Below are 14,091 nucleotides of genomic sequence, written 5' to 3' on the forward strand. Positions count from 1 at the left end.
ACGAATTTAGTCAAGTATCCCTATCTCGATTTGGGTCATTTACTTAACGAAAAACTTGTCTACGGGGTCAATTGGGGCCGCAGCACCGCGATCAGTCCACGGCAGGCGGCTTCGCACTGGTCCAGCACGATTTCGAAGCCCTCGCCGCCGCCGAAGTACGGATCGACGACTTCGCGTGCATCGAAACCTGGCGCGCGTTTTTCCGCGCCGCTTGCGTCCGGCGCGTCCGCGTCAGTCGCAAATTCCATCAGCAGACGAATCTTGTCGCGCTGTTCCGCCGGACAGATTTGTCTGAGCGCGGCGACGTTTTTGTCGTCCATCGCAATGATCAGATCGAAGCGCTCGAAATCGACGGCGGTGATCTGACGGCCGCGAAATATCGACAAATCGTAACCGCGATTTTTTGCGGCGCGCTGCGCGCGGTCGTCCGGCGCTTCGCCAATGTGCCAGTCACCCGTACCCGCAGAATCCACGATCACGTGATCCGCAAGCTTCGCGTCTGCCAGCAGGTGCCGCATGACGCCTTCCGCAGTCGGGGAACGGCAAATGTTCCCAAGGCACACGAAGCAGATGGCGACGGTTTTCATCAATGGCTGAGCGGCTCAGCCGCAAGTGTCATATGTGGTGAAACGGTGCCGCGATTATACAAAGCCGTGCAAAATCACGCCGGCGGCGCGCCAGCAGCCATGCCGATTACATCGGCTGTGCGGACATGCGTGCCGTCGCGGGCAGCACGTCGGCGGGCATCGCAGCCTCGCCGCCGACGAATCCATACGAAACCGTACGAGCAAGCTCGGCCGACACGCGCTCAGCAGCAAGCGGCGACTGCGTAGCCGCGCCGTTATACAGATGCAGATAAGCAATGGCCGCAAGCGGCACAACGATGGCTAATGGCCAATACACCGATATTTTCTTTTTCATGATGTCGTTCTCTTTAAGCGGGCCGCAGTGCACAGACGCACTTTGCCCAGTCGAAATGGTAGCCGAGGACGCAATCCGGAAAAACCCGCCCCAACGGAACACTGCGTTGCGCCCGGATGAACAGTCGGGATCGCGAAGCGGATTTGCAAAGTGCCGACGACAGTCTTTCGACCGCCGAAAGATATCCTTACAAAAGCACACACAGGTAATAGTCAACAGGCGGTACAACTAGCTACATGGATAGACACGCACCTCTCGCTTGTCTTAACACTCAAATGAAACGTCTTATTCCTTCTTTCGCTCCTGCTGCCGTTGCACTCTGCGCAGTCGCCGCTCTCAGTGGATGCGTCGCTTATCCGTACGGCGGCCAGCCGGCGGGCTATGGCTACAACGACGGCTACTACGACGGCTACGGCGCACCCGTCCCCGCCTACGGATACGGATACGCCGAACCGCCCGTGCAATCGAGCCTGTTCCTGGGCTTCGGCGGGGGCGGATACTCAGGTTCCAACTACGACCGCCACTATTGGGGCGGACGTGGCTACGATCACGGAAATTACAATCGCGGCGACCGCGGCAACTGGAACGGGAACGGCCGCGGCGGCAACGGCAACAATGGCGGCCCGCCGCGCGGTCAGCCACCGCAGGCAGGCAATCCGCCGCCACCGAATCCCGGCGGCAATTCGGGCGGCGGCTACCATGGCAACCGTCAGCCCGTGCAAGCGGGTTCGGGGCAGCAGCAAGGCGGGGGCAATCGCGGCGGACAGGCGTGGAATAACGAGGGCGGCAGACCGCATTGATCGCCGGGACGAAAACAAAGGCCTTCAGTGCTGACGCGCAATGAAGAAGAGGCTGTATCGCACATGCGATGCAGCCTCTTTCAATTTCGACGCGCGAGGGAGGAGCGCTACCCGATATGGGTCTTGCTCGCGGCGTATAGCTCGCGGAAGGTCCGCCCGACAGGCGCGGGCATTTCGCGCGTGTCGGTCCAGCCCCCGCCAAGCGGCAGCTTCGCGATCGACTTCCGGTTGCCGCCCATTTTCTCGAGAATCCGCACCGCGACCTTCGTGAAGAGCCTGTACGCCGTCGGATGCATCGCCAGATAGCCCCAGACGGCGAGCCCGTAGCGCTCCTGCCACGGCCGCAGATGCCGCTCCACCTGGCGCTCGCGCAGCTTGCGCAACAAATCCGACAGCGGAATGCCGACCGGGCACACGCTATTGCATTCACCGCATAGCGTCGCGGCCTGCGGCAGATCGAGCGCTTTTTCGATGCCGACATAGCTCGGCGTCAGCACCGAGCCCATCGGCCCCGGATACACCCAGCCATACGTGTGTCCGCCGACCTTCTGATACACAGGGCAATGGTTCATGCACGCGCCGCAGCGGATACAGCGCAGCATCTCCTGAAAGTCGCCGCCGATCAGCCCGGTGCGCCCGCCATCGACGAGCACCACGTACATATGTTCCGGCCCGTCCTGGTCGCCTGCGCGTCGCGGCCCCGTCAGCACGGAGAAATAGTTCGAAACGTCCTGCCCCGTCGCCGAGCGCGGCAACAGACGCATGGCCGTCGCGAGATCCTCGAGCGTCGGCAGTACCTTTTCGATGCCTGTCACCGCGACGTGCACGCGTGGCATCACCGTGCACATGCCTTCGTTGCCCTCGTTGGTCACGAGCGCGACCGAGCCTGTCTCCGCGATCACGAAGTTGCCGCCCGTCACACCCATGTCGGCCGTCATGAAGTGCGGGCGCAGCACCTCGCGCGCCTCGCGCGTCATCTCGGGAATCTCAGTCAGACGCGGCTTCTGGTGGGTCTTCGCAAAGAGATCAGCGATCTCTTCCTTGTCCTTGTGGACGACGGGCGCGATGATGTGGCTCGGCGGCTCGTTGTCGTTGATCTGCAGGATGTATTCGCCGAGGTCGGTTTCGATCGACTGCACACCCATTTGCCCGAGTACCTCGTTCAGGCGCATTTCCTCGGACACCATCGACTTCGTCTTGATCACCTTCTTCACGTCGTGCTTGCGCGCGATATCGGCGACGAGCTTCGCTGCGTCTTGCGTCGTCTCGGCGAACAGCACTGTGACGCCGCGCCGCGTCGCCTCGCGCTCGAAGGTCTCGAGCCAGACGTCGAGGTTCTCCAGTGCGCGGTTGCGGCGCTCCTTGAGCGCGGCGCGCGTGGCCGGGAAATCGATCGCCAGCATCGCCGACGCGCGCGCCGACACGAATTTCGTCGACAGCTTGGTCAGGTTTTGCTGAAGGCGCTGGTCGGCGAGCTTCTGGCCCGCGCGCGCCTTGAACTGCATCGTTTGGACTTGCATGACGGCCTTGGGGATCGGTTATAGGTTTGCGCTACCGCTTGCTATCACTTGTCAGGCGAAGAACAAAGTTCAACCGCGCTCAGGCGTCGCCTGCCAGAACCTGCGCGATGTGGAGCACGCGCGTCGTCGTATCGCCCGTGCGCCGCAGGCGCCCTTCGATATTCAGCATGCAGCCGAGGTCGCCCAGCACGACGGCTTGCGTGCCGCTCGCCTGAATATTGGCGCACTTCTCGTCGACGATCGCCGTCGAGATATCGCCGAACTTCACCGCAAACGTACCGCCGAAGCCGCAGCAATGCTCGCAGTCCTTCATCTCAGTCACGGCGACGCCAGCCTGCGCGAGCAACGCGCGCGGCTGCTGCTTGACGCCCAGCTCGCGCAGCCCGGAACAGGAGTCGTGATACGTCACCGGCCCCTGGAAATCGCCCGGCGTCAGCTCGACCTTCGCGACGGTGGCAAGAAAATCCGTCAGTTCGTAGACCTTGGGACGCAGCCGCGCGAAGCGTCCCATCAGTTCGGGATCGTTGGCGAACAGATCGCCGTAATGCGCGCGAATCATCCCGCCGCATGAGCCGGACGGCACGACCACGTAATCGTATTGCTCGAACTCGCGCAACGTCTTTTCCGCGAGATCACGCGCGATGCGCCTGTCGCCGGAGTTGTAGGCCGGCTGTCCGCAGCACGTTTGCGCCGGTGGCACGAACACTTCATAGCCCGCGCGCTCGATCAGCTTGATCGCGGAGAAGCCGATTTCGGGGCGCATCAGATCGATCAGGCAGGTGACGAAAAAACCGACTCGCATGAGTGCTCCTCCGGGGAAACGTCCCCGATTATCCGCTGTTTGACGCGTAATACCAACGCGTAACCGCCCCAATGCGCAATGAACCGCCAAATAGTGAGATTGGAGGATCATTTCCAATGGCGTTCGCTTTTTTCACAATACGAGATACAATCAGTTTCCGCTGTTTGACGCGTCAACCGTTTAGCCTTATGAGCGATACGAACCCGGACCCCAAGACGTCGATTCAGGTAATCGAGCGCATGATGCGCCTGCTGGATGCCCTCGCCGCGCATAGCGACCCGGTCAGCCTGAAGGAACTCGCGCAACGCACCGAACTTCACCCGTCCACCGCCCATCGCATCCTGAACGACATGGTGACCTGCCGGCTGGTGGATCGCTCGGACCCGGGCACCTATCGTCTCGGCATGCGGCTGCTGGAACTGGGTAATCTCGTCAAGGCGCGCCTGTCGGTGCGCGACGCCGCGCTGATGCCAATGCGCGAACTGCACCGGCTGACGGGCCAGACCGTCAACCTGTCGGTGCGTCAGGGCGACGAGATCGTCTATATCGAGCGCGCCTATTCCGAACGCTCGGGCATGCAGGTGGTGCGCGCGATCGGCGGCCGCGCGCCGCTACATCTGACTTCCGTCGGCAAGCTGTTTCTCGCCGCCGACGAATCGACCCGCGTGCGGGCCTACGCGACCCGGACGGGCCTGTCGGGCCACACGCAGAACAGCATCACCGATCTCACCAAGCTGGAACGCGAACTGTCGCACGTGCGTCAGCAGGCATGCGCGCGCGACAACGAAGAACTGGAGCTGGGCGTACGCTGCATCGCAGCCGGCATTTATGACGATACGGGTAAGCTCGTCGCGGGCCTGTCGCTGTCCGCGCCGGCCGACCGTCTGCAGGACTCGTGGCTCGGCCAGTTGAGCAAGACTGCGCTGGTGATTTCCGAATCGCTCGGTTATCACCCGCAGGTCCAGCACGCGAGCGCTTCGGCACATACGGTGTGAACGCACCCACAGGCGTGAATAAAAAAGCCCCGCAATGCGGGGCTTTTTGTTGGGCAGAGCTTTCGCTCAGGTCCCGGCGCCGTTGGCGTCCGCGCTCGTGATGCGCTGTTCGCCGCCGTTGTCGAGCCACGTGCGCAGACGCTGCGCATCGGCGAAACGTGAGTACTTGCCCGACGAATCGAGCAGCACCATGATCATCGGACGATCGTGGATCGTTGCCTGCATCACGAGGCACTCGCCTGCTTCGTTGATGAAGCCCGTCTTCTGCAGGCCGATATCCCACGTCGGGTTGCGCACCAGCGCGTTCGTGCTGTTGTACGCAATCGTGCGCTTGCCCGTGTACACCTCGTAGCTGCGATCGGTCGAGAACCTGCGGATCATCGGATACTGATACGCGGCGTTGACCATCTTCACCAGGTCGCGCGCGCTCGATACGTTCTGGCTCGTCAGGCCCGTCGGGTTTTCGAAGTGCGTGTCGGTCATACCGAGCGACTTCGCCTTCGCGTTCATCGCGGCCATGAAAGCGGGACGGCCGCCGGGGAAGTAACGCGACAGCGCTGCCGCCGCGCGGTTTTCCGACGCCATCAGCGCGATGTGCAGCATGTCTTCACGCGAGAGCACCGAGCCGACGGACAGGCGCGAGCCCGTGTTCTTCTCGTAGTCGCGGTCTTCGTCCGTGACTTCGACCTGCTCGGTCATCGCTGCCTTCGAATCGAGCACGACCATCGCCGTCATCAGTTTGGTGATCGATGCGATGGGCACGACGGCGCGCGAGTTCTTGTCGAACAGCGACTCGGACGTGTTCTGGTCGACCACGTACGCGACGCTCGAACGCAGCATCAGCGCGTCAGGCGTTTCGTGCAGACCGAACGCCGTGCCGACGGACGGCTGACGGGGCTCGAATGCGACACGGCGCACGACCGAGTGATGGCGGCCGTTCACCGTATATGAGACGCGGCGCTTCTTCGAAACGGTACGGGGCTGGTCGTCGTCGTCCTTCGCGGCGGCCTTGACGTCCTTGGCGGCCTTCGACGACTTGCTGGAGACTTGCTCGGCAGCGGCCTTCTTCGAAGGCTTCTTGCCGGCTTTCGCGGACTTGGCGGGCGCCGTGGCGGAAGCGGCAAATGCGTCCACCGGCGCGGCAAAAGCCGCTGCGATGACCACCGAGGCAGCCACCGACAGAGCGGTGCTGAGCGCCGCGCCGTGCATCACTTTCAGTGACGAAAACATGTCGGTTTTCATTGGTGTTCTGGTTGGAGCGGCGAGAGAGTTTTCGCCAGTGTAGTAAAACAGTTAAAAATTAGCAATATTAAGCACTTATCGACAGTCCTTAAACCGAGTTGTCAGGCTCGATTGAGAAAAGGCAATAAGTTGCAGATGCACCATCGAAAATACCAATGACGCGCCGGCAAGCCGCCCCCGCCCATGTCGCTGAAAGACTCTTACACGTTCAGCATATCGGCATATTCGAACCAAACTTGATCGGGGGAAGTACGGTCGCGTACGGATAGCAATACGATCCAGCAGCAAGCGTCCAGAGCACGATGCCTGCCGCACCGAAGCACACATGCAGGACGCCGCGCCGGCCGATTCTTAAGCGACTACTGCGAAGCAGTAGGCCGCGCATTCGACCGGGATGGCGATTTAACGTTCCGCTACGGTTTTCGGTTTACCTGAGAATTTTACCTTTTTGCTCGGAAATGCGCCGTCGGCGTGTTCCAAGCCCTTATCTGGCTTGAGAGATCACTTTTTCCGTCGCACCATATCGGTGCAAACCCTAATGTGCATGCGCTTCACCACAATGTCATAAACGCTACATAACGTGTTGTTTTATTAGTAATTTCTATGCGTTGTGCGTTGCACAAAAAAGTCCTTGACATCTATCGGCGTCGTCCTAAAATGGGAACCATTGCTGCGACGCACAATTAACAGCGGACCAGCGATTCCTAATTTGTTCTGCAGTTAACCCAACGCGGTCCGCGCCAGACGGGCCGGTATTCCAGGAGCGTAAAACATGACTCTGCTGACCCCTGAGCAATTCGCCGCAGCACAGAAGGCCAACCTCGAAACTCTGTTCGGCCTGACTTCGAAGGCATTCGAAGGCGTCGAAAAGCTGGTCGAGCTGAATATTCAAGTCGTCAAGTCGACGATCGCTGAAGGCCAGGAAAATGCACAACGCGCGCTGTCGGTGAAGGACGCGCAAGAACTGCTCGCGCTGCAAGCCAGCCTGACGCAGCCGGTGGCTGAGAAGGTTCTGTCGTACGGCCGTCACCTGTACGAAATCGCATCGGCCACGCAAGCTGAATTCGCACGCGTTGCTGAAGCGCAGTACGAAGAACAGAACAAGAAGGTGCAAGCGCTCGTCGAGAACGTCGCGAAGAACGCACCGGCTGGTTCGGAAACGGCTGTCGCCGTGATCAAGTCGGCCATCACGGCCGCGAACACGACGTACGAAACGGTTCACAAGGCAACGAAGCAAGCTGTCGAAATCGCTGAAAGCAACTTCAATGCGGCTGCTACGGCTGCATCGAAGGCCGCTTCGCAAGCTGCTGCTCAGGCTTCGCGCACGGCGGCTTCGGCCAAGAAGGCTGCTGTCTGATAACGATGTAACGGCTTCAACGGATCGGGCTTCACCTGTGCGTTGACGGATGCCCCATCATCTGTCGGCGCGCAGCCGCGAGATACACTGTCGAAGTGACTGGCGGTATGAACAGCGCCGCATGGTCGAGACTTCAGTGGCCATGCGGTCAGACGCTCCGATACGTTAAACAGCGTATCGTTTCCCCGGTCTAGGCCGGGATTTTTTTTGCCCTTTGCGGGTGGTGCTGTTCGGTGTTTTAGCCTTGCGCTGGCATCCGGGTTGGCCTCTTCGCGGCGCAGGCGTTCGGCGTTTTTGCTTTTTCGCTGGCATCCGCGCTTTGCCTTCGTGCTCCAAGCGTCGCCCCTGTGCGGGGCGGCACCTACTTTTCTTTGCCGCCGCAAAGAAAAGTAGGCAAAAGAAAGCGGCTCACACCGCCAACTCTTCTTCCTGCCTGAGGGCCCCCAACCGGTCCCACACTTCATACGGCAACGTTCTTGTTCACGTGCGTTGCCAACGCGCTCTCTATACGCATCACCCGCTTCATGCACCCGCGTTGCAGCGTGCCGTGCCAGATATTCCACCGCCGCCAAGGTGGCAAACTGTGTGTAGGCCGTAGCACTGCACACGCCTCACTTCGGACCCGATAGCACGCGCATACCTCCATGTCAGAGCGCCAAGCTATACGGCGCGACAACCTACACACAGTTTGCCACCTGGGCGGCAGAAACCATTCGCTGCCGCTAGCCCTTGTGCGGGTATTCGAACTGGGTGAGGCGTTCATTCGAAGCGTTGGCAACGAGCGTGAACAGATATGTTGCCGTGTGAAGCGTAGGACCGGTTGGGGGCCCTCAGGCAGGGAGAAGAGTTGGCGGTGTTAGCCGCTTTCTTTTGCCTACTTTTCTTTGCGGCGGTGTACAGACTGGAGACATAGCTGACAGGTGTACAGGGACATGACTGACACTTTCGGGTAATCAAACGCCCGGATTCCAACCATGCCCTGGGAAGCAAAAGACACCATGAATCTCCGCGAAGACTTCGTGCGCGATGCCGCCACGCAGGCGGTGCCGTTCAGCGAGTTGTGCCGCAAATACAAGATCACCCGTCAGACCGGCTACAAGTGGCTTGGACGCCATAAGAGCGAAGGCGCCGACGGACTGGCCGACCGCTCCCGCCGCCCGCATCACAGCCCCACACGCTCACCGGAGCACATCGAAGCGCTGGTGCTGGACCTGCGCTGCCAGCACGGCTGGGGCGGACGCAAGATCGCACAGCGCCTGCGCGATCTGGGCCAGACCGAGGTGCCCGCGCCTGCCACCATCACCGAGATCCTGCGGCGCCACGGGCTGATCGACGAACAGGCGTCGCGACAGCGCCAGCACTGGCAACGCTTCGAGCATGAGCATCCGAACTCGTTGTGGCAGATGGACTTCAAGGGCGACTTCCCGACCCTGGAGAGCGGGCGCTGCGCGCCGCTGACGGTCATCGATGACCACTCGCGCTACAACATCGTGCTGAGCGCCTGCTCGCGCACCACCACGCAGGTCGTGCAGGAAGCGCTCGAGCAGGCGTTCCACTGCTACGGGCTACCCTCGCGTATCAACACCGACAACGGCGCGCCGTGGGGTTCGCCCAGCGCGCCGGGACAGCTCACCGAGTTCGCCGTCTGGCTGATCCGGCTGGGTATCCATGTGAGCTACAGCCAGCCGTATCACCCGCAGACCAATGGCAAGGACGAACGGTTTCACCGCTCGCTGAAGGCCGAAGTGCTGCAGCGGCACGCCTTCAACACGCACAAGCACGTGCAGCAGGCACTGGATCGCTGGCGGCAGGTGTACAACACCGAGCGTCCACACGAGGCACTCGGGATGGCCACGCCGATTACCCGCTACGCGTGCAGCCTGAGCAGGATGCCCGATCGCCTCCCGGAGCCCGAATACGAGTCCGGCGATGAAGTTTTACTGGTCAACTCAAGCGGCGTGGTGCGCTTCCGGGGCGAGAAAGTGAGGCTCTCGATTGCGCTCAAGGGCTTGCATGTGGCAGCCCGCCCGAGCGAGGACGAAGACGGGGTGATCGAGTTCTGGTTCGCCCATCAGCGTGTCGAAAAACTTGACCTGAAGGAGCCCAAACCCTGACCATCATGTGTCAGCGATGTCCCTGTACATGTGTCAACGATGTCTCCAGTCTGTACACGGCGGCAAAGAAAAGTAGGTGCCGCCCCGCACAGGGGCGACGCTTGAAGCGCGAAGGCATAACGCGGATGCCAGCAACAACCGAAGCAAACCAACCAACGCACACGCACCCGGTGTAGCAAAAAAAAACGGCGCACCTCTTCGCCAAAAGAGGCACGCCATCATCATCTGGAAAGCAGCACAACCGCCGCCCCAAAAAATTACTTCTTCTTCTGCGGCGGCAAATCCGTACAGACACCTTCATACAGCTCGGCAGCCATGCCAATCGATTCCCCGAGCGTCGGATGAGGATGGATAGTCTTGCCGATATCCGTCGCGTCAGCGCCCATCTCAACCGCAAGACACACTTCGCTGATCAGATCGCCCGCATTCAGCCCGACAATCCCGCCACCAATCACGCGATGCGTCTCCTCATCGAAGATCAGCTTCGTAAAGCCCTCATCGCGACCATTCGCGATCGCACGCCCTGAAGCGGCCCACGGGAACACCGCCTTGCCGTACTTGATGCCTTCGGCCTTGCACTGGTCTTCCGTCTTGCCCGCCCATGCCACTTCCGGATCGGTGTAAGCCACCGACGGAATCTGCAGTGCGTCGAAGTACGCCTTCTCGCCATGCGCCGCTTCCGCCGCGACGTGGCCTTCATGCACGGCCTTGTGCGCCAGCATCGGCTGACCCACGACATCGCCGATCGCGAAGATGTGCGGCACGTTAGTCCGCATCTGCTTGTCGACGTCGATGAAGCCGCGATCCGTCACAGCCACGCCTGCCTTGTCCGCGCCGATCTTCTTGCCGTTCGGGCTGCGGCCCACGGCAACCAGCACGAGATCGTAGCGTTGCGGCTCGGCGGGTGCCTTCTCGCCTTCGAAGGCCACATAGATGCCATCCGGCTTCGCTTCCGCGCCCGTCGTCTTGGTCTTCAGCATCACGTTGGTGAAACGCTTGCTGTTGAACTTCTCCCAGACCTTCACGAGATCGCGGTCCGCGCCCGCCATCAGACCGTCGAGCATTTCGACCACATCGATCTGCGCGCCGAGCGTCGCATACACCGTCGCCATTTCCAGACCGATAATGCCACCGCCGATCACGAGCATGCGCTTCGGAATCTGACGCAGTTCCAGCGCGCCCGTCGAATCGACCACGCGCGGATCTTCCGGAATGAACGGCAGGTTCACGGCCTGCGAACCGGCCGCGATGATCGCCTGCTTGAACTTGACGACCTTCTTGCCGCTCTCGCCCTGCACTTCCATGTGATACGGATCGACGAACGTGCCGACGCCCGTCACGACTTCGACCTTGCGCGCCTTCGCCATGCCCGCGAGACCGCCCGTCAGCTTCTTGACGACGCCCGACTTGAAGTCCCGCAGCTTGTCGAGATCGATCTGCGGCTTGCCAAACGAGATGCCGTGCGAGCCGAGCGCAGCCGCTTCGTCGATCACGAGCGCCGTATGCAGCAGCGCCTTCGACGGAATACAGCCGACGTTCAAACACACGCCACCGAGCGTCGCATACCGTTCGACCAGCACCGTCTTCATGCCAAGGTCAGCCGAACGGAATGCGGCCGAATAACCACCAGGCCCGGCGCCAAGCACGAGCATGTCGCACTCGATATCGGCCGAACCCGAATAGCTGCCAGCTTGCGGCGCGGGCGCCGCAGCAGCAGCGGGTGCGGGAGCAGGCGCAGCCTTCGGAGCGGGCGCAGCCGCCGCGCCTTCGCCTTCGAGCAACAGCAGCACGCTGCCTTCGGAGACGCTATCGCCGACCTTGACCTTCAGTTCCTTGACGACGCCGGCGGCCGGGCTCGGCACGTCCATGGTCGCCTTATCGGATTCGAGCGTGACGAGCGACTGCTCCTTCTCGACGCGATCGCCGACCTTCACGCCGACTTCGATGACGGGCACATCTTTATAGTCGCCGATATCCGGCACCTTGATTTCCTGCACAGCGCCGCCGCTTGCTGCCGGTGCGGCAGCGGGCGCGGCTGCAGGTGCAGCTTTCTCAGGTTCTTTAGCGGCCTTCGCTTCGCCCGACGTTTCCACGGTGGCGATGACGGTGCCTTGCGACACCTTGTCGCCCGCCTTGACGCGGACTTCCTTGACCGTGCCGGCCGCTTCGCTCGGCACTTCCATGGAGGCCTTATCGGTTTCGAGCGTCAGCAACGACTGCTCTTTTTCGATGGTATCGCCCGGCTTGATATTGACTTCGATGACATCGACGTCTTTGAAATCGCCGATGTCCGGCACCTTCACTTCGACGAGACTCATAGTGTCCCCTTCTCTTATTGACCGTTTTGAACGATGAGCCGCAATGAACCTTCGCCTTGAAAAACCCACGACGCCAAACGCAGACTAAATGCCGTCCGCCAAGGACGCGGCTTTCTTTTGCCTACTTTTCTTTGGAAGACGCCCCGCAGGAAGTACCCTTGGGGTGCAAAGAAAAGTAGGTGCCGCCCCGCACAGGGGCGACGCGTGAAGCGAGACGACAAAGCAGGTTCAACGACGAAGCATGAGCAACCACAAAAAGCTCACACCTCGCCGCGCGACAAAAGCTCAACAATCAAAGAATCACACGCCGGAAATCGGCAAGAATCGACCCAAGATACGCATTGAAGCGCGCCGCTTCAGCCCCGTCGATCACACGATGGTCATACGACAGCGACATCGGCAGCATGAGACGCGGCACGAACTGCTTACCGTCCCACACCGGCTTCATCGCACCACGCGACAGCCCAAGAATCGCGACTTCAGGCGCATTGATGATCGGCGTGAAGTTCGTCCCGCCAATACCGCCCAGCGACGAGATCGAGAAGCAGCCGCCTTGCATCTGGTCGGGCTTGAGCTTGCCTTCGCGCGCGAGCTTCGACAACTCGGCCATTTCCTTCGCGATGTCGACGAGACCCTTCTTGTCCGCATCGCGGATCACGGGCACGACGAGACCATTCGGCGTATCGGCAGCAAAACCCACGTTGTAGTACTGCTTGTACACGAGGTTATCGCCATCAAGGCTGGTATTGAACGTCGGGAACTTCTTCAGCGCCGCGACGACGGCCTTGATCACGAACGCGAGCATCGTGAACTTGACGCCCGACTTCTCGTTTTCCTTGTTCAGCTTCACGCGCAACTCTTCGAGTTCGGTGATATCCGCTTCGTCGTTGTTCGTGACGTGCGGAATCATGACCCAGTTGCGATGCAGGTTCGCGCCGGAGATCTTCTTGATGCGCGACAGCGGCTTCGGATCGATCGGGCCGAACTTCGTGAAATCGATCTTCGGCCACGGCAGCAGACCAAGCTCGCCGCCACCTGCGCCAGCGGGCGCAGCGGCTGCAGCAGGCGCGCTGCGCTGGCCCGTCATCACGCCCTTGACGAACGCGGTGACGTCATCTTGCGTGATGCGGCCCTTCGGACCCGTACCTGACACGCGCGACACGTCGACGCCCAGTTCACGCGCGAACTTGCGCACCGACGGCGACGCATGGCTCACGCGATGCGCGCCGCCTTCGCCTGCGGGAATGACAGGCGCCTGCGCGAGCGCGGACGGCTGCGCGGGAGCCGGCGACGGCGCAGCGGGCGCGTCCGACGGCTTTTCTTCGTGCTTCGCGGCTGCGGGTGCCGGAGCGGGCGCAGCGGCGCCGCCGCTGTCGCCTTCGAGCAGCACGATCAGCGTGCCTTCCGACACGTTGTCGCCTACCTTGACCTTGATTTCCTTGACGATGCCAGCCGCCGGGCTCGGCACGTCCATCGTCGCCTTGTCCGATTCGAGCGTGACCAGCGACTGCTCCTTCTCGACGCGGTCGCCAACCTTGACGCCGACTTCGATCACGGGCACATCTTTGTAGTCGCCGATATCCGGCACCTTGACTTCCTGCACGCCGCCACCGGTTTTGCCAGATGCAGCTACGGGCGCGGGTGCAGCCGCAGGTGTCGGTGCGGGCGCCGCAGCAGGCGCAGCCGCGCCGTTCCCTTGAGCGGGCTTCGCGGCAGCCGCGCCGCCTTCGCCGTCGAGCAGCACGATCAACGTGCCTTCCGACACCGTGTCGCCAAGCTTGACCTTCACTTCCTTGACCGTGCCCGACGCGGGGCTCGGCACATCCATCGTCGCCTTGTCGGATTCCAGCGTGACGAGGGACTGCTCTTTCTCGACGGTATCACCCGCCTTCACCAGCACCTCGATTACAGGGATGTCCTTGTAATCGCCGATGTCCGGCACCTTGACTTCGATCGCTTGGCTCATTGTTTTCTGTCTCCAGGGCCGCGCGCGCCTCGTCCGCCCGCTTCGGGCGGCGAGGT

At 61.4% G+C, this 14,091-nt stretch carries 11 protein-coding genes; 4 read left to right on the plus strand and 7 right to left on the minus strand.

All coding sequences use genetic code 11. The features are described 5' to 3' along the window. Positions 1–59: 59 nt before the first annotated feature. Positions 60–587 carry a low molecular weight protein-tyrosine-phosphatase gene (locus tag SB822_RS03770; protein WP_090835874.1) on the minus strand — a complete coding sequence of 176 codons (528 nt, stop codon included), beginning with the start codon at positions 585–587 and terminating at the stop codon, positions 60–62. Positions 588–693: 106 nt separating this feature from the next. Continuing rightward, entirely contained in the window at positions 694–921 is a 228-nt protein-coding gene (locus SB822_RS03775) for a hypothetical protein (protein ID WP_007586818.1), read from the minus strand. Positions 922–1,196: 275 nt separating this feature from the next. Between SB822_RS03775 and SB822_RS03780 the strand changes: the two genes are divergently transcribed. After that, entirely contained in the window at positions 1,197–1,721 is a 525-nt protein-coding gene (locus SB822_RS03780) for a hypothetical protein (RefSeq protein WP_090835875.1), read from the plus strand. Between the two features lie 107 nt (positions 1,722–1,828). On the opposite strand, the gene SB822_RS03785 is transcribed toward SB822_RS03780, so the two are convergent. Further along, positions 1,829–3,241 (minus strand): LutB/LldF family L-lactate oxidation iron-sulfur protein, encoded by a 1,413-nt coding sequence (locus tag SB822_RS03785; RefSeq protein WP_042307065.1) that lies wholly within the window; start codon positions 3,239–3,241, stop codon positions 1,829–1,831. Positions 3,242–3,320: 79 nt separating this feature from the next. Then, positions 3,321–4,043: a (Fe-S)-binding protein gene (locus SB822_RS03790; RefSeq protein ID WP_007586823.1), complete on the minus strand. Its 723-nt coding sequence runs from the start codon at positions 4,041–4,043 to the stop codon at positions 3,321–3,323. A gap of 188 nt (positions 4,044–4,231) precedes the next feature. On the opposite strand from SB822_RS03790, the gene SB822_RS03795 reads away from it, so the two are divergent. After that, positions 4,232–5,038, plus strand: coding sequence for an IclR family transcriptional regulator (locus SB822_RS03795; RefSeq protein ID WP_007586824.1), 807 nt, complete (start codon positions 4,232–4,234; stop codon positions 5,036–5,038). Positions 5,039–5,104: 66 nt separating this feature from the next. Here the strand turns inward: SB822_RS03795 and pbpG are convergent, their stop codons facing one another. Further along, entirely contained in the window at positions 5,105–6,280 is a 1,176-nt protein-coding gene (pbpG, locus tag SB822_RS03800) for a D-alanyl-D-alanine endopeptidase (protein WP_007586826.1), read from the minus strand. A gap of 772 nt (positions 6,281–7,052) precedes the next feature. On the opposite strand from pbpG, the gene SB822_RS03805 reads away from it, so the two are divergent. Next, entirely contained in the window at positions 7,053–7,637 is a 585-nt protein-coding gene (locus tag SB822_RS03805) for a phasin family protein (RefSeq protein ID WP_007586828.1), read from the plus strand. A 974-nt stretch (positions 7,638–8,611) separates the two neighbouring features. Further along, positions 8,612–9,751, plus strand: coding sequence for an IS481 family transposase (locus SB822_RS03810; protein ID WP_103153675.1), 1,140 nt, complete (start codon positions 8,612–8,614; stop codon positions 9,749–9,751). Between the two features lie 257 nt (positions 9,752–10,008). Here SB822_RS03810 and lpdA read toward each other — a convergent pair whose 3' ends face one another. Further along, positions 10,009–12,069 (minus strand): dihydrolipoyl dehydrogenase, encoded by a 2,061-nt coding sequence (gene lpdA, locus SB822_RS03815; protein ID WP_090835692.1) that lies wholly within the window; start codon positions 12,067–12,069, stop codon positions 10,009–10,011. 292 nt (positions 12,070–12,361) lie between these two features. Then, positions 12,362–14,035, minus strand: coding sequence for a dihydrolipoyllysine-residue acetyltransferase (gene aceF / locus SB822_RS03820; protein WP_090835689.1), 1,674 nt, complete (start codon positions 14,033–14,035; stop codon positions 12,362–12,364). Positions 14,036–14,091: the final 56 nt, after the last annotated feature.

It is taken from the genome of Paraburkholderia sp. SIMBA_054, assembly GCF_046534875.1.
GTDB classification, from domain to species: Bacteria; Pseudomonadota; Gammaproteobacteria; order Burkholderiales; family Burkholderiaceae; genus Paraburkholderia; species Paraburkholderia hospita.

Excerpts from the sequence above, each read along its gene's own strand:
- aceF (WP_090835689.1), bottom strand. The coding sequence starts at position 14,035 with ATGAGCCAAGCGATCGAAGTCAAGGTGCCGGACATCGGCGATTACAAG.
- SB822_RS03785 (WP_042307065.1), bottom strand. The coding sequence starts at position 3,241 with ATGCAAGTCCAAACGATGCAGTTCAAGGCGCGCGCGGGCCAGAAGCTC.
- SB822_RS03790 (WP_007586823.1), bottom strand. The coding sequence starts at position 4,043 with ATGCGAGTCGGTTTTTTCGTCACCTGCCTGATCGATCTGATGCGCCCC.
- pbpG (WP_007586826.1), bottom strand. The coding sequence starts at position 6,280 with ATGAAAACCGACATGTTTTCGTCACTGAAAGTGATGCACGGCGCGGCG.
- SB822_RS03795 (WP_007586824.1), top strand. The coding sequence starts at position 4,232 with ATGAGCGATACGAACCCGGACCCCAAGACGTCGATTCAGGTAATCGAG.
- SB822_RS03770 (WP_090835874.1), bottom strand. The coding sequence starts at position 587 with ATGAAAACCGTCGCCATCTGCTTCGTGTGCCTTGGGAACATTTGCCGT.
- lpdA (WP_090835692.1), bottom strand. The coding sequence starts at position 12,069 with ATGAGTCTCGTCGAAGTGAAGGTGCCGGACATCGGCGATTTCAAAGAC.
- SB822_RS03805 (WP_007586828.1), top strand. The coding sequence starts at position 7,053 with ATGACTCTGCTGACCCCTGAGCAATTCGCCGCAGCACAGAAGGCCAAC.
- SB822_RS03780 (WP_090835875.1), top strand. The coding sequence starts at position 1,197 with ATGAAACGTCTTATTCCTTCTTTCGCTCCTGCTGCCGTTGCACTCTGC.
- SB822_RS03810 (WP_103153675.1), top strand. The coding sequence starts at position 8,612 with ATGCCCTGGGAAGCAAAAGACACCATGAATCTCCGCGAAGACTTCGTG.
- SB822_RS03775 (WP_007586818.1), bottom strand. The coding sequence starts at position 921 with ATGAAAAAGAAAATATCGGTGTATTGGCCATTAGCCATCGTTGTGCCG.